The sequence below is a fragment of the Curtobacterium sp. L3-7 genome (assembly GCF_048756585.1).
GTDB lineage: Bacteria > Actinomycetota > Actinomycetes > Actinomycetales > Microbacteriaceae > Curtobacterium.
In genome coordinates, this window is the sequence record NZ_CP151474.1 from 1714448 (window position 1) to 1729362 (window position 14915).

Consider the following 14915-nt stretch of genomic DNA (forward strand, 5'->3'; position numbering starts at 1 on the left):
CGACGGAGCACCATGCCTGACATCACGAGCGAGCAGGTCGCCCACCTGGCGAACCTCGCACGTATCGCACTCACGCCCGACGAGATCGAGAAGCTGACCGGGGAGCTGTCGCACATCGTCGACAGCGTCGCGAAGGTGACCGAGGTCGCCACGCCGGACGTCCCCGCGACGAGCCACCCGGTCACGCTGCCGAACGTCCTGCGGCCCGACGTGGTCGGCGAGACGCTCACCCAGCAGCAGGCGCTCTCCGGAGCCCCCGACACCGACGGCGAACGGTTCCGCGTGACGGCGATCCTCGGCGAAGAACAGTAGGCGGTAGAACAGTGACCGACGACATCACGAAGCTCAGCGCCGCGGCGCTCGCCGACGCCCTCGTGGCGCGCGACGTCTCCAGCGTCGAGGCGACCCAGGCGCACCTCGACCGCATCGCCGCGGTCGACGGGGACGTGCATGCGTTCCTGCACGTCAACGAGAACGCCCTCGGCGTCGCGAAGTCCATCGACTCGCGCCGCGCCGCCGGCGACGACCTCGGTGCCCTCGCGGGTGTGCCGGTGGCCATCAAGGACGTGCTCTGCACCCTCGACATGCCGTCCACCTCCGGGTCGAAGATCCTCGAAGGCTGGGTGCCCCCCTACGACGCCACCCCGGTCGCGAAGCTCCGTCGCGCCGGCCTGGTGCCCCTCGGCAAGACCAACATGGACGAGTTCGCGATGGGCTCGACGACCGAGTTCTCGGCGTACGGCCCGACGCACAACCCGTGGGACCTCGACCGCATCCCCGGCGGGTCAGGCGGTGGTTCGGCCGCTGCGGTCGCCGCCCACGAAGCGCCCCTCGCGCTCGGCTCGGACACCGGTGGGTCGATCCGACAGCCGGGCGCCGTCACCGGCACCGTCGGCGTGAAGCCCACCTACGGTGGCGTCAGCCGGTACGGCTCGATCGCCCTGGCGTCGAGCCTCGACCAGGTCGGTCCCGTCGCCCGCACCGTCCTCGACGCCGCGCTCCTGCACGACGTCATCGGCGGCCACGACCCGCGCGACTCCACGTCGATCCGTGACGAGTGGCCGTCGTTCGCGGCCGCCGCTCGTGACGGGCTGCAGGCGGACACGCTCAAGGGCCTCCGCGTCGGCGTCGTGAAGGAGCTCGCCGGGGGCGAGGGCTTCCAGGCCGGGGTCACGCAGCGCTTCCAGGAGACCGTCGCGATCCTCGAAGCCGCCGGTGCGGTCGTCGTCGAGATCGACGCACCGAGCTTCGCGTACGCCATCAGCGCCTACTACCTGATCCTGCCGGCGGAAGCGTCGTCGAACCTCGCGAAGTTCGACTCGGTGCGGTTCGGCCTGCGGGTCACGCCGGAGGGCGGCGCCACGGTCGAGGACGTGATGGCGGCCACGCGTGAAGCCGGCTTCGGGCCAGAGGTCAAGCGTCGCATCATCCTCGGCACCTACGCGCTCAGCGCCGGGTACTACGACGCCTACTACGGCAGCGCGCAGAAGGTCCGCACCCTCGTGCAGCGCGACTTCGACAAGGCGTTCGAGCAGGTCGACCTGCTCGTCAGCCCGTCGGCGCCGACCACCGCGTTCCCGCTGGGCGAGCGCCTCGACGACCCGCTGTCGATGTACCTCAACGACCTCACCACGATCCCGGCGAACCTGGCGGGCGTCCCCGGCATGAGCATCCCGAACGGTCTGGCACCGGAAGACGGCCTGCCGACCGGCGTGCAGCTGATGGCCCCGCAGCGTGAGGACGCCCGGCTGTACCGCTACGGCGCGGCGCTCGAGCGGCTGCTCGAGCAGCAGTGGGGTGCGCCGCTCATCGACCGGATCCCCGACCTCGACTTCAGTCAGCAGTCGGCAGCAGAGGAAGGCGTGGTCTGATGGCCGCCAAGGACGCACTCATGGACTTCGACGAGGCGATCGAGCGCTTCGAGCCGGTGCTCGGCTTCGAGGTGCACGTCGAGCTCGCCACGAAGACCAAGATGTTCTCCGACGCCCCGAACTTCTTCGGCGGCGAACCGAACACCAACGTGACGCCGGTGGACCTCGGGCTCCCCGGGTCGCTCCCCGTCGTGAACGAGCAGGCCGTCCGGTTCTCGATCAACCTCGGGCTCGCGCTCGGGTGTTCGATCGCCGAGTCGTCGCGGTTCTCCCGGAAGAACTACTTCTACCCGGACAACCCGAAGAACTACCAGATCTCGCAGTACGACGAGCCGATCGCCTTCGAGGGCGAGGTCGAGGTGGAACTCGCCGACGGCACGCTCTTCCAGGTGCCGATCGAACGCGCCCACATGGAAGAGGACGCGGGCAAGCTGACGCACGTCGGTGGCGCGACCGGTCGCATCCAGGGCGCCGAGTACTCGCTCGTCGACTACAACCGTGCCGGTGTGCCGCTGGTCGAGATCGTCACGAAGCCGATCTTCGGCGCCGCCCACCGGGCCCCGGAGCTCGGTGCCGCGTACGTGCAGGTCATCCGTGACCTCGTCCGCGCGCTCGGCGTCTCCGAAGCCCGCATGGAGCGCGGGAACCTGCGCTGCGATGCCAACATCTCGCTGCGTCCGTGGGGCCAGGAGAAGCTCGGCACCCGGACCGAGACGAAGAACGTCAACTCGTTCCGTGCCGTCGAGCGTGCCATCCGCTACGAGATCCAGCGGCAGGCTGCGATCCTCGCGGACGGCGGCACGATCACGCAGGAGACCCGGCACTGGCACGAGGACACCGGACGCACCTCCGCGGGGCGCCCCAAGTCCGACGCGGACGACTACCGCTACTTCCCGGAGCCCGACCTGCTCCCCGTCGTCCCCGACCCGGCGATGATCGAGGAACTCCGAGCATCCCTGCCGGAGGCACCCGTCGCCCGCCGACGTCGCCTCAAGGGGGAGTGGGGCTTCGCCGACCTCGAGTTCCAGGACGTGGTGAACGGCGGCCTCCTCGACGAGGTCGAAGCCACCGTCGCCGCCGGTGCACCGGCCCAGGCCGCCCGCAAGTGGTGGACCGGTGAGATCAGCCGCGTCGCGAACACGCAGGACGCCGCCCCCGGGGATCTCGTGTCGCCCGCGCACGTCGCCGAGCTCATCACGCTCGTCGAGTCCGGCGACCTGACCGATCGCCTGGCACGCCAGGTGCTCGAGGGCGTCATCGCCGGCGAGGGCTCGCCGTCCGCGGTCGTCGAGTCGCGCGGGCTCAAGGTCGTCTCCGACGACTCGGCGCTCACCGCCGCCGTCGACGAGGCCCTCGCCGCGCAGCCGGACGTCCTCGCCAAGATCAAGGACGGCAAGGTCCAGGCCGCCGGCGCGATCATCGGTGCCGTCATGAAGTCGATGCAGGGCCAGGCCGACGCGGCCCGCGTCCGCGAGCTCGTGCTGGAGCGCGCGCAGGCCTGACGCCGCCGCACCGAACTGCAGAACGGACACAGCACCGCGCATCGGCGCGGTGCTGTGTCCGTTCCGCGGTTCCGGGCCGTCGTGGTCGTACCTGGGGACACGTCCACGACCCGGTGACATGATGAGGAGTGTCCGCAACGATCCGCGCCATCGGTACCGCCGTTCCCGAGACGACACTCGACCAGGCGGCGGTGCGCGAGCTCTTCGCCGCGCAGCCGGGCCTCGGTCGCCTCGGTCGTCGTCTGGTCCCCGCCGCGTTCGACGCATCAGCCGTCGCGCACCGGCACACCGTCCTGGGGGAGCTCGACCTCGCCGGCCGGCCCGGACGCTTCCGAGATGCCGACGGGACGCTGCAGTCGCCGTCGACGGGCACGAGGAACGATCGGTACCGGGAGCTCGCTCCCGCCCTGTTCGTCGCGTCCGCGCGGGACGCCCTGCACCGGTCCGGCATCGGCCCGGCGGACGTCACGCACCTCGTCACGGTGTCGTGCACGGGGTTCACCCAGCCGGGGCCCGACCTGGCGATCGTCGAGGAACTCGGGCTCCGCCGTACGGTCTTCCGGCAGCACATCGGGTTCATGGGGTGCTGCGCGGCGTTCCCGGCGCTCCGGATCGCCGACGCGTTCGTCGCCGCTGATCCGTCCGCCGTCGTGCTCGTCGTGTGCGCCGAGCTCTGCACGCTGCACGTCCGGGCATCGGACGACCCGGACCAGATCGTCGCGAACAGCGTCTTCGGGGACGGTGCCGCCGCTGCCGTCGTGACGGCCGACGGTCCCGGGCTGCGGCTCGACGCGTTCGCCACCACGGTCGTGCCGGAGGGTGCGCCGGAGATGGCGTGGAACATCGGTGACGAGGGCTTCGAGATGGTCCTCAGCACGGCGGTGCCGAAGCTCGTCGGGGCGACCGTCGCCGAGGCGGTCGCGCCCCTGCTGGACGGACCAGCGGCGGACGTCCCCGTGTGGGCGGTGCACCCCGGCGGCCGGGCGATCCTCGACCGGACGCAGGATGCCCTCGGGTTGTCCGACGATGCCATGGCGAGCAGCAGGGCGGTGCTGCGCGAGCACGGGAACATGTCGAGCGCGACGGTGCTGTTCGTGCTGCGGGACGCGTTCGATGCCGGGATCGCGGACGGTGCGTCCGTCATCGCGCTGGCGTTCGGCCCGGGCCTGACCGTCGAGAGTGCACGCCTCACCGCAGTCGGGACCGGCGTGACGGACGCGACCCGGACGACGGACGCGACCCGGACGACGGACGCGGTCGATGCGGTGGCACTCGCCACGGGGCGGGCGTGAGCAGGCGGGCCGGAGGTGAGCAGGGCCTCCCGGCAGTGGACCTGCGCCTGCGCGACCTGGAGCTCCGCGAACTCATGGACGACCCGGACTGCGACCCGCGGGCACTGGCGCGGACGTTCCGGCGGTTCGCCGTCGTGAACTCGCTGGTCAGCGGGTGGCGCGCCGGGTGGCGGACCCACGTCGTGCCGGCGTTGCCGGCGAGCGGCCGCGGACGGGTGCTCGATCTCGGGTGCGGCGGCGGCGACCTCGCCAGGGCGCTCGTGCGCTGGGCGGCGAGTGACGGGTTCGACATCGAGGTCGTCGGGGTGGACCCGGATCCACGGGCGATCGCCGCGGCGACGCGCTCCGTCCCCCGAGGCGTGTCCTTCCGCGAACAGTCGAGCGGTGACCTGGTGGCAGCGGGGGAGCGGTTCGACGTCGTGGTGTCGAACCACGTGCTGCACCACCTCGGGGACGAGGAGCGTGCCGGCTTCCTCCGTGACTCGGAGCGGCTCGCGGCGACCAGGAGCCTGCACTCGGACATCCGGCGGTCGGCGTCGGCGTACCGGGCGTACGCGCTCGGCTCGGTGCTCGTCGCTGCCGGGACGTTCGTGCGCGTGGACGGGCTGCGCTCCATCCGTCGGAGCTTCACGCTGCCGGAACTCCGGACGGCGCTGCCAACGGGCTGGCGGGCGGAGTCGGCGGCTCCGCACCGGGTGCTCGCGATCCACGACGCCTGACGCTCCGCTAGCGTCGCAGCATGGTGCCCGCACGACTCCACCGTGTCGCGGTCCTGGTGCTCGACGGTGCCAAGCCGCTCGATGTCGGGATCCCCGCGCAGGTCTTCTCGAACCGTCCGAGCATGCCGTACGAGGTGCGGGTCTGCGGTCCCCGGGTCGGGCGGATCACCGGCGGTGACGGCCTGGCGTACGCGGTCGACCACGGCCTCGACACGCTCGACTGGGCCGAGACCGTGTTCGTGCCCGGCTACCGGTTCCCCGCCGACACCCCGCCGCCGGCCGACGTCGTGGCGGCTCTCGCCCGAGCGCACGAGCGGGGTGTCCGCATCGCCGCGATCTCGACGGGGGCGTTCGCGCTCGGGGCCGCCGGGCTGCTGGACGGGCGACGGGCGACGACGCACTGGCACTACACGCGGGTCCTCCGGGAGCGCTACCCGGCGGTCGAGGTGGACGAGGACGTGCTGTTCGTCGACGCCGGCTCGGTGCTGACGAGTGCCGGCGCGGCGAGCGGGATCGACCTGTGCCTGCACATCGTGCGACAGGACCACGGCGTCGGGTTGTCGAACCACGTCGCCAGGCGGCTCGTCAGCGCGCCGTACCGGAGCGGCGGCCAGGCGCAGTACGTCCCGCGGAGCATGCCGGAGCCGCTCGGTGACGTGTTCGCCGCGACGCGTGAATGGGCGCTCCGACACCTCGCCGAGCCCCTGACACTCGAGGTGCTCGCACGGAACGCCGCCGTGTCGCCGAGGACGTTCTCGCGGCGCTTCGTGGAGGACACCGGGTACACGCCGATGCAGTGGGTGCTCCGGGCGCGGGTCGACCTGGCTCGGGAACTGCTCGAGCGCTCCGACCTCGGCGTCGACCAGGTCGCCGAGCGGGCCGGGCTCGGATCGGACGCGAACCTGCGGACCCACTTCCGCCGGATCCTCGGGACCTCGCCGACCGCGTACCGACGGACGTTCCAGGACTGAGCAGGACGCACGCCGGCGGATCGTCCGGACCGGATCAGCACTGGCGTGATCCTTTCGGACCGTGGCTTCCCTGCCACTGTTGCCCTGCCTCCAGGCCGGTGAGCATGGTCTGCGGAACGAAAGGAACCCCCATGACCCGCATCGCCATCAACGGCTTCGGCCGCATCGGCCGCAACACCCTCCGCGCCCTCCTGGCCAGGGGCGGTGACGACCTCGAGATCATCGCCGTGAACGACCTCACCGCACCGGAGACACTCGCGCACCTGTTCCGGTACGACTCCGCGCTCGGCCCGTTCGCCGGAACCGTCGAGGTGGACGGAGACGCCCTCGTGGTCGACGGCGCACGAATCCGCGTCCTCGCCGAGCGCGAGCCGGTCGACCTGCCGTGGGCGGAGCTCGGCGTCGAGGTCGTCCTCGAGTCCACCGGGCGGTTCACGGCACGGGACGCGGCAGCCGCACACCTCACCGCCGGTGCGCGCCGGGTGCTCATCAGCGCTCCGGCGACCGGCGCCGACGCCACGATCGCCTTCGGTGTGAACTCCGACGTGTTCGACCCCATCGCGCACACGGTCGTGTCGAACGCGTCCTGCACGACGAACGCGCTGGCGCCGCTGGCGTCGGTCCTCGACGACCTCGCCGGCATCGAGCACGGGTTCATGACGACCGTGCACGCCTACACGCAGGAGCAGAACCTGCAGGACGGTCCGCACCGGGACCTCCGACGGGCACGGGCAGCCGGGGTGAACATCGTGCCGACGTCCACCGGGGCGGCGAAGGCGATCGGGCTCGTGCTGCCGCGGCTCGAGGGCAAATTGTCGGGTGACGCCATCCGGGTGCCGGTGCCCGTCGGGTCGATCGTCGAGCTGAACACCGTGGTGTCCCGCGACGTGACCGTGGACGAGGTCAACGCGGCGTACCGTGCGGCCGCTGCCGGGCCCCTCGCGGGGGTGCTGGCGTTCACGGCGGACCCGATCGTGTCGACGGACATCACGGGGCGCCCGGAGTCGGCCGTGTTCGACTCGCTGCTGACCCGCGTCGACGGTGGTCGTCACGTGAAGGTCGTCGCCTGGTACGACAACGAGTGGGGCTTCTCGAACCGGGTGGTCGACACGCTGGGGATGCTCGCGCGCGCGTGACGGTGCTCGGTGGGCTGGCGGGCGGGCCGAGCCTCGGGCTGAGCGACACCTCACGGGGTCAAGCGCGCGAGATGTGTCGCTCAGCGCGAGACTCGGCGCCGCGCGCCGCGCGCCCCGCGCCCGCCGCCCGCCGGCCGCCGCCCGCCGCCGGCCGCCGCTAGGCCAGCGGCAGCGCCGCCGTGCTCGCGAACGAACGGGACAGCACCGCGGCCCGGTACCGCTCGAGCGCAGGAGCCCCCGCCCCGACGGACTCGAGCGCCGCGAACCCGGCACCGAGCACCGGGGGAGCGGTGACCCACGTCGGCTCGGCACCCGGCACACGCTCGGCGAGCCCGGACACGACCGCGTCGACGAGGAGCGGGTGCCGGGCAGCGAGCACCCCGCCACCGAGCACGACGGGCACCGGCGACGATGCCGATCCGCCGAGGCCGAGCCGCCCGAGCGCCACCGACGCCAGCAGCACGATCTCCTCCGCCTGCCGGGCGACGACCCCGGCAGCGACGACGTCCCCGGCACCGGCGACCTCGAACAGCACGGGGCAGAGCCGGTTGAACACGCGTTCGTCGAGCCGGCCGAAGTGGATCGCCTCGGTGACCTCGCGGACGGACCCGAGCCCGAGTGCAGCAGGCACCGCGTCCACGAGCGCCGTGGCCGGACCGCGCCCGTCGTCCGCACGGGCCGCGTGCCACAGCGCCCGGTTGCCGAGGTACGCCCCGCCGCCCCAGTCGCCGGACACGTCGCCGATCGCCGGGAAGCGCGAGGTCTCCCCGTCGGCACGGACCGCGAGCGCGTTGATGCCGGTGCCGCACACCACGGCGGCTGCGTCCGGCGACAGCGTGCCGGCTCGCAGCAGCGCGAACAGGTCGTTGTCGAGGACGCCCGGCGCGCCGCCGTCCTCGCCCCAGTGCGCGAGCGCCGCGGTCGCCGCGACGAGTTCGTCGTGCAGGTCGAGTCCGGCGAGGTACACGTGCGTCGTCCGGATCCGCCGGCCACCGAGCTCCCGGAGCACCCGTGCGCGGACCCCGTCGATGATCGGGCCGGCCAGGTCCCATCCGCGGGTCTGCGGGTTCGAGCCTGGCCCACGCGCGTGCGCGACGAGCGACCCGTCCAGCCCGATCGCGACGACGTCGGTCTTGCTGCCGCCGCCGTCGACCGCGAGCACCACGTCCGTCGCGCGGCCCGCGTCCGGCAGACCGGTCACCGGACTGGAGGCTCGGCCCGGCTCCGCCTCGCCGGTCCGGCTCAGCCCGCCCACGTCACCTGCTCCGATCGCGTCCACGGCAGGTGTTCCGCGTTCGCGGCCAGGAGCAGGTCGGTGAGCTTCTCGGCCTTGTCGACCTGCCCCACGAGGGGGTGCGCCCACATCGCCCGGAGCACCCGGTCGCGGCCGCCGTGCACGGCCGCGTCGAGCGCCAGGCGTTCGTACCCGGCGACGTGCGACACCAGCCCGACCATGTCCGCGTCGAGCGGTGCGACCGGCAGCGGGGTGATCGCCTGACGGGTGACGCGCGCAGGGACCTCGATGACGTGGTCGTCGGGGAGGAACGGGAACGTGCCGTCGTTCCGCACGTTGAGCACCTGCACGTCGCCGCGGTCCCCGAGGATCGAGGACAGCACGTCGATCGCCGCCTCGGAGTAGTACGCGCCGCCGCGCTGCTCGAGCTCGACGGGCTTCGTGACGACGGAGGGGTCGGCGTACTTCGCGAGGAGCGCGTGCTCGGTCGCCATCACGGCCTCGGCGCGGGTGGGCTCGTGGAGCTGTTCCTCGAGCACGATGTCGTGGCTGTAGAAGTAGCGCAGGTAGTAGGACGGGATCGCGTGCTGCAGGCGGAGCAGGTCCGGGTGCATGTGGACGCTGTCGGCGGTCCGGTCGAGGGCGTCCCCGGCGAGCAGCTCGTCGAGCACGTCGCGCGTGGTGCCGTCGGCACCGGTGACGTGCACGCCACGCTCCCACGTCAGGTGGTTCAGCCCGACGTGGTCCAGCCGGACCGCCGTCGGGGCGACCTGGAACTCCCGGGCGAAGCGGCGCTGGAAGCCGATCGCCACGTTGCACAGGCCCACGGCGCGGTGCCCGGCCTCGAGCAGCGCACGGGTGACGATGCCGACCGGGTTCGTGAAGTCCACGATCCAGGCGTCCGGCTTCGCGTGCCTCCGGACGAGCTCGGCGTACTCGAGCACGACCGGCACGGTGCGGAGCGCCTTCGCGAAGCCGCCGGGGCCGGTCGTCTCCTGCCCGATGCAGCACGCCTCGTGCGGCCAGGTCTCGTCCTGCTGCCTGGCGGCCTGGCCGCCGATGCGGAGCTGGAACATGACCGCGTCGGCGTCGGACACCCCGGCGACGACGTCGTCGGTGACGTGCAGGGTGCCCGGGTGCCCGGCGTGCGCGAACATCCGCTTCGCGACACCGCCGACGAGTTCCCGGCGTTCGGGATCGGGGTCGACGAGCCAGAGCTCGTCGATGGGGAGCTGGTCTCGGAGCCGGGCGAAGCCGTCCACGAGTTCGGGGGTGTAGGTGGAACCGCCACCGATGACTGCGAGTTTCACTGTGGTGCTATCCCTTCACGCCGGTGAGCGCGATGCCCTCGACGAATGCCTTCTGTGCGAAGAAGAAGATGACGACGACGGGGACCATGACGACGACGGTCATCGCCATCGTCATGGACCAGTCGGTGCCGTGTTGGCCGCGGAACGTGGCGAGTCCGTACGCGACCGGCCAGGCTGCCTGGTTCTCGGACGCGTAGAGGAGCGGGCCGTAGTAGTCGTTCCACGAGTTGAAGAACATGAAGATCGCCGCCGACGCGATGCCGGGCCTGGCCATCGGGACGACGACCCGCATCAGGACACCCCACTCGCTGCAGCCGTCCATGCGCGCGGCGTCCCCGTACTCCTTCGGGATCGTCATGAAGAACTGCCGGAGCAGGAAGATGCTGAACGCGTCGCCGAGCAGGTTCGGCAGGATCAGCGGCCACAGCGTGCCGGTCAGGTGCAGGTGCGACCACATCACGTAGACCGGGACCGCGGTGACCTGCGGGGGCAGGAGCATCGCCACGATGATCACCGTGAAGATGAGGTTCGCGCCCTTGAACTTGATCTGCGCGAGCGCGTACGCGGCGGGCACCGAGCTCAGGAGCATGAACGCGGTGGCGAGCACGGCGTAGAGCGCGGAGTTCCCGAACCACTGGGCGAGCGGCAGTTCGCTGAACACCCTGGCGTAGTTCGAGAAGTCGAACGGCTTCGGGATGATCGACGCCGTCAGCGCCTGGTTGCTCGACATCAGCGAGGTCAGGACGACGAAGACGATCGGGGCGAGGGTCAGGACACCGAGCGCGACGAGTGCGGCGTGCTCGGCGATCCAGAGCAGCAGGCTCCGACGGGGCCCGCCCGTGCGGGGTGCCGCGCCACGGGGTGTCCGGGCGAGCGGGGACTGGGAGACGGCGGTCATCAGGACTCCTCCGGCCGGGCAGTGTTCATTGGTCGGCCTCCGGCCTGAACACGGAAATTCGTCGCATGGTGAACACGAGCACGATCGCGGTGACCACGAACAGCACGACGGCCATCGCGGACGCGTACCCGAACTGGAAGTTCGCGAACCCGTGCTGGTAGAGCAGCTCGGTGTAGGTCAGCAGCGAGGTGCCCGGGTACCCGAGCTGCGCCGCCGTGCCACCGCCGATCGTCGCCTTGCCCGACGCGACCCCTGACGCGACCGCAGCCTCGGTGAAGTACTGCAGGGCCGCGATCACCCCCGTCACGGCGGCGAACCCGATCACCGGGGCGATCGTCGGCAGCGTGATGTGCCGCACCTGCTGGACGCCGTTCGCCCCGTCGAGCGACGCGGCCTCGTACAGGTCGCGCGGTACGTCGAGGAGCGACGCCAGGAAGATGATCATGATGTCGCCCATCACCCAGACGCCCATGATCACGAGCGACGGCTTCGACCACGCCGGGTCGTTGAACCACAGCGGCCCGTCGATCCCGAAGAACTTCAGGATCTGGTTGACGGGGCCGGTGCCGGGGTTGAAGAGGAACACGAAGGCCACGACGCTCGCGACCGGCGGGACCAGGGCGGGCAGGTAGAACAGCGTCCGCCAGAACCCGGTCGCGGTCTTCGCCCGACTGAGGAGCCCGGCGACGAGTAGCCCGCAGACGATCCGGACCGGCACCAGGATGACGACGAACCACGCCGTGTTGACGACGGCCGGCCAGATCTGCGGATCCTGCGTGAACAGGAACTTGTAGTTCAGCAGCCCGACGAACTGGGGCTCCTGCAGCTGGTTGTAGCGCGTGAACGAGTAGAAGACGCTCGCGACGAGCGGGTAGGCGAAGAAGACCACGAGGCCCGCCAGGGCCGGGGCGAGCATGGTCAGCGCGACGAGTCGACGGCGCGACTCGGCGGAGCGGCGCCGGCGTGGCCGGCTTCCAGGGGCCGTCGAACCGGGCCCTGCTGGGGCCGGCGGCCGGGAGGCGCGGGTGGGCCGCGCCTCCAGGCTGCCGGTTTCCGGGGTGGTGAGGTCCGTCATGGTCACGGACCAGCCAGCTGGTTGGCGTTGTCGATGTCGGAGTCCAGCTTCTTGAGCTTGGCGTCGAGGTCGCCGCCGTTCTCCTGGTACGCCTGCCAGAACTTCGTGAAGGTACCGATGTAGGCGGCGCCGTCCGCGGTCCCGGGCGAGGTCATCGTGTCCTTGTCGCCCGCGACGTCGACGAAGGTCTTGTAGTTCTCGTCGACCTCGAGCTTCGGCGACTGCAGTGCCGAGGTGAGCGTCGGGATGTTCTTCAGGCCGTTGCCCATCGTGACCTGCGCGTCGGTGTTCGTCGACAGGTACTTCAGCAGCGCCCAGGCGAGCTCCGGGTTCTTCGAGCCCTTCGCGATGCCGGCGACGTTGCCCGCGATGTAGGTCGAGCCGTAGTTGCCGACGCCGTCCATCACCGGGGTCGGCGCAGTGCCGTAGTCGAGGTCCGGCGTCTGGTCGTTGATGAACGCCGTGCGGTACTCGCCGTCGATCTGCATCGCGACCTGGCCGGTCTGGAACGCGTTGTCGGCGGCGAACTCCTGGCCGAGGCCCGACGTGAAGGCCTTGAGCTTGTCGTAGCCGATCTCGTCGACGAAGTCCTTCTGCCACTGGATGAGCTTCTTCCAGTTCGCGGAGGTGCCGATCTCGCTGTTGCCCTTGCTGTCGAGCCACGTGCCGTCGATCATCGGCGCCCAGTGCTCCGGGGAGTTCTCGTAGAAGTCGATGAGCGGGTTGAAGCCGAGCTGCTTGATCGAGCCGTCGGCGTTGTACGTCGTCATCTTGAGCGCGTCGGCCTTGAGCTCGTCGAGCGTCTTCGGCGGGGTGGTGATGCCGGCGGCGGCCATCGCGGGCTTGTTGTACATGAGCGCACTGACGTCGGCCAGGGCGGGCAGCGTGCACCGCGTGCCCTTGTACTCGGTGTACGAGCGCACGGCCTTCGGGATGTCGGACAGGTCCACCTTGTCGCGCTTGATGTACGGCGACAGGTCGCGGAAGGCGCCAGACGAACAGAAACTGCCGACGATCGCCGTCGAGTACGACAAGCCCACGTCGATGTTCTGGCCGGACGAGATCGCCTTCTGCAGCTTCTCGTCGTCCTGACCGGCGTGGATGTCGACCGTGACGCCGGGGTTGGCCTCCTCGAATCCGGCGACGGCGCTCTTCACGACACCGGCTTCGCGGCCCGTGAAGAAGTGCCACAGGGACACGGTGCCCTTGAGCTCCTTCGGGGCGGTCTTGTCGATCGAGGACGCGCTGCTGCCGGAGCTGCAGCCGGCGACGACGAGTGCGCCGGTGGTCGCGACCGCGGTCGCGGTGAGGATGCGGCGGATGACCCGCCGGTTCGGTGAGTGGGACACTGCGGAACTCGCTCTCTGCTCTCGCTCCGGCGGTCCGGTCGGCGTCACACGGGTGTGTGGTGCCGGATCCGGGCGCGCCGAAGAGCCCTCGGACAGGGCTGGGGATGTCGTGCCTCGAGTGGTGCGGGTGGGTGGTGCGGTTCAGGCGTGCTCGGCGGTGGCCGCCTCGGCCGCATCGTCGCTGATGCGTTCGAGTCGGTCGCCGAGCGCGGTGCGCACGACGTCGATGAGGACGTGTCGTGCGCCGTGCAGGACGGGGGTGTCGGGGACGCCCGGTGCCACCACGGCGGTGGACCAGCGGGTGCGGGTCCTGAGCCAGGCGGTCACGGCGGCGGCCAGTGCGGGACCGCCCGCGATCCCGGTCGGGCCGTGCAGGACGACCGTCTCGGGATCGGCGACGGCGAGGGCGGGGAGCACGTTGTGCCCCACGCGCTCGCCGAGGGCGGTCGTGAACGGGTGCTGCTCGGGGAGCCCCGGCAGCTGCGGGAGCACCTGGCGCCAGTCGGCAGCACTGCCGTCCGGAGCCGTGATCCCGTGTTCGGCGGCGAGGGCGATGATCGCGGACTCGGAGATGAGGTCCGCGACGATCGTCGCCGTCGGGTCGAGGGGGAGCGCGTCGGCGGGCACGCTCAGGTAGCCGAGCTCGCCGGCGGCCCCGGAGGCGCCGGTGTGCAGGCGGCCGTCGAGGTCGAGCGCCATGCCGAGGCCCTCCGCCATCCAGAACAGCGCGAAGCTCTCCGGGGTGCGGCCGGCACCCATGTTCCGCTCGGCGATGGCGGCGAGGTTCGCGTCGTTCTCGACGAGGACCTGCACGCCGAGCTGCTTCGACAGCGTCTCGGAGACCTGCTCGCGGGGCCAGCCGGGCAGGCCGTCGGTGAAGATGAGGGTGTCGGTGGCGTGGTCGACGGAGGCCTGCACGCCCACCGCGACGGCGGTGACGAGGTCGGGGTCCACGCCGGCGGCTGCTGCGGCACGACCGACGGCTGCGGCGACGATGTCCTCGCCGGGGTCCTGCATCTCGGTCTCCGACATCCGGTGCTCGGCGACGGGGTAGGTGCGGCCGGTGGCGTCGACCACGGTGGATCGGACGTCGACGAGCTGGACGTCCACGGCGACGGCGAGGTCCCGGTCGGTGATCGCCTGGTAGACGACGGCGCTCGGGCCACGACGGCCGGCCTGCGACTCGGTGCCGGCTTCGCGGATGAGGCCGGCTGCCTCGAGCCGGCGGATGATCTCGGCCGCGGTGGGCTTGCTGAGCCCGGTGCGCTGGGCGATCTCGTTCCTGGTCATCGGGCCGTCGTCGAGGAGCAGGGCGAGGGCGGCGCGGTCGTTCAGCACGCGCAGCAGTGCCGGCTGCCCTGGAGTGCGTCCGCGTGTGCTCATGTCGAGGACAGTAACGGACAACCTTCTTTACTGAAAGGTTTGTTTACCGATTCGAAACACGCGTTCTGCTCTCGGAAACACCGGGGGCGGTGGGCGGTTTCGCGCGTCGGGGGCCGAAACGCGCGTAGGAGGCCGGATGTTCGGGCCTCCTACGCGCGATTCGGCTTCGCATTGC

13 protein-coding genes are annotated in these 14915 nt (G+C 71.3%); 7 read left to right on the plus strand and 6 right to left on the minus strand.

The genetic code is table 11. The features are described 5' to 3' along the window. The first annotated feature begins 12 nt into the window (after nt 1-12). The 7 genes from gatC to gap all read left to right on the plus strand — a co-directional run bounded on the left by gatC (nt 13) and on the right by gap (nt 7491). Nucleotides 13-312 carry an Asp-tRNA(Asn)/Glu-tRNA(Gln) amidotransferase subunit GatC gene (gene gatC, locus AAEP80_RS08355; protein WP_281267255.1) on the plus strand — a complete coding sequence of 100 codons (300 nt, stop codon included), beginning with the start codon at nt 13-15 and terminating at the stop codon, nt 310-312. An 11-nt stretch (nt 313-323) separates the two neighbouring features. Beyond that, the gene (gene gatA, locus AAEP80_RS08360; RefSeq protein ID WP_413602508.1) at nt 324-1871 is read left to right on the plus strand and encodes an Asp-tRNA(Asn)/Glu-tRNA(Gln) amidotransferase subunit GatA; all 1548 of its coding nucleotides are present in this window, start codon (nt 324-326) and stop codon (nt 1869-1871) included. Next, the gene (gene gatB, locus AAEP80_RS08365) at nt 1871-3373 is read left to right on the plus strand and encodes an Asp-tRNA(Asn)/Glu-tRNA(Gln) amidotransferase subunit GatB (RefSeq protein WP_413602507.1); all 1503 of its coding nucleotides are present in this window, start codon (nt 1871-1873) and stop codon (nt 3371-3373) included. The genes gatA and gatB overlap by 1 nt, the downstream gene beginning before the upstream one ends. A gap of 128 nt (nt 3374-3501) precedes the next feature. Next, nucleotides 3502-4665: a type III polyketide synthase gene (locus tag AAEP80_RS08370; RefSeq protein WP_420366676.1), complete on the plus strand. Its 1164-nt coding sequence runs from the start codon at nt 3502-3504 to the stop codon at nt 4663-4665. Next, nucleotides 4662-5384, plus strand: coding sequence for a methyltransferase domain-containing protein (locus AAEP80_RS08375; RefSeq protein WP_420366677.1), 723 nt, complete (start codon nt 4662-4664; stop codon nt 5382-5384). Before AAEP80_RS08370 ends, AAEP80_RS08375 begins: the two co-directional genes overlap by 4 nt. A 20-nt stretch (nt 5385-5404) precedes the next feature. Next, on the plus strand, nt 5405-6355 hold the full coding sequence (locus AAEP80_RS08380; protein WP_413602504.1) for a GlxA family transcriptional regulator: 951 nt from the start codon (nt 5405-5407) through the stop codon (nt 6353-6355). 131 nt (nt 6356-6486) lie between these two features. Continuing rightward, nucleotides 6487-7491, plus strand: coding sequence for a type I glyceraldehyde-3-phosphate dehydrogenase (gap, locus tag AAEP80_RS08385; RefSeq protein ID WP_420366678.1), 1005 nt, complete (start codon nt 6487-6489; stop codon nt 7489-7491). 157 nt (nt 7492-7648) lie between these two features. On the opposite strand, the gene AAEP80_RS08390 is transcribed toward gap, so the two are convergent. The 6 genes from AAEP80_RS08390 to AAEP80_RS08415 all read right to left on the minus strand — a co-directional run bounded on the left by AAEP80_RS08390 (nt 7649) and on the right by AAEP80_RS08415 (nt 14740). Beyond that, a complete protein-coding gene (locus tag AAEP80_RS08390) occupies nt 7649-8770 on the minus strand; it encodes an N-acetylglucosamine kinase (protein WP_420366679.1) in 1122 nt (373 codons plus the stop codon). Continuing rightward, on the minus strand, nt 8734-10035 hold the full coding sequence (locus AAEP80_RS08395; RefSeq protein ID WP_420366680.1) for a 6-phospho-beta-glucosidase: 1302 nt from the start codon (nt 10033-10035) through the stop codon (nt 8734-8736). The genes AAEP80_RS08390 and AAEP80_RS08395 overlap by 37 nt, the downstream gene beginning before the upstream one ends. Nucleotides 10036-10042: 7 nt before the next feature. Next, on the minus strand, nt 10043-10933 hold the full coding sequence (locus AAEP80_RS08400) for a carbohydrate ABC transporter permease (protein ID WP_420366681.1): 891 nt from the start codon (nt 10931-10933) through the stop codon (nt 10043-10045). Nucleotides 10934-10958: 25 nt separating this feature from the next. After that, nucleotides 10959-11849, minus strand: coding sequence for a carbohydrate ABC transporter permease (locus tag AAEP80_RS08405; RefSeq protein ID WP_420366682.1), 891 nt, complete (start codon nt 11847-11849; stop codon nt 10959-10961). Between the two features lie 161 nt (nt 11850-12010). Then, nucleotides 12011-13357, minus strand: a complete 1347-nt coding sequence (locus AAEP80_RS08410; RefSeq protein ID WP_420366683.1) for an extracellular solute-binding protein — start codon at nt 13355-13357, stop codon at nt 12011-12013. Nucleotides 13358-13498: 141 nt separating this feature from the next. Next, the gene (locus tag AAEP80_RS08415) at nt 13499-14740 is read right to left on the minus strand and encodes an ROK family protein (RefSeq protein ID WP_420366684.1); all 1242 of its coding nucleotides are present in this window, start codon (nt 14738-14740) and stop codon (nt 13499-13501) included. Nucleotides 14741-14915 lie beyond the last annotated feature (175 nt).

Coding starts and splice junctions, on each gene's coding strand:
- AAEP80_RS08405 (WP_420366682.1), bottom strand. CDS start 11,849: ATGCTCGCCCCGGCCCTGGCGGGCCTCGTGGTCTTCTTCGCCTACCCG.
- AAEP80_RS08400 (WP_420366681.1), bottom strand. CDS start 10,933: ATGACCGCCGTCTCCCAGTCCCCGCTCGCCCGGACACCCCGTGGCGCG.
- gatC (WP_281267255.1), top strand. CDS start 13: ATGCCTGACATCACGAGCGAGCAGGTCGCCCACCTGGCGAACCTCGCA.
- gap (WP_420366678.1), top strand. CDS start 6,487: ATGACCCGCATCGCCATCAACGGCTTCGGCCGCATCGGCCGCAACACC.
- gatB (WP_413602507.1), top strand. CDS start 1,871: ATGGCCGCCAAGGACGCACTCATGGACTTCGACGAGGCGATCGAGCGC.
- AAEP80_RS08415 (WP_420366684.1), bottom strand. CDS start 14,740: ATGAGCACACGCGGACGCACTCCAGGGCAGCCGGCACTGCTGCGCGTG.
- AAEP80_RS08380 (WP_413602504.1), top strand. CDS start 5,405: ATGGTGCCCGCACGACTCCACCGTGTCGCGGTCCTGGTGCTCGACGGT.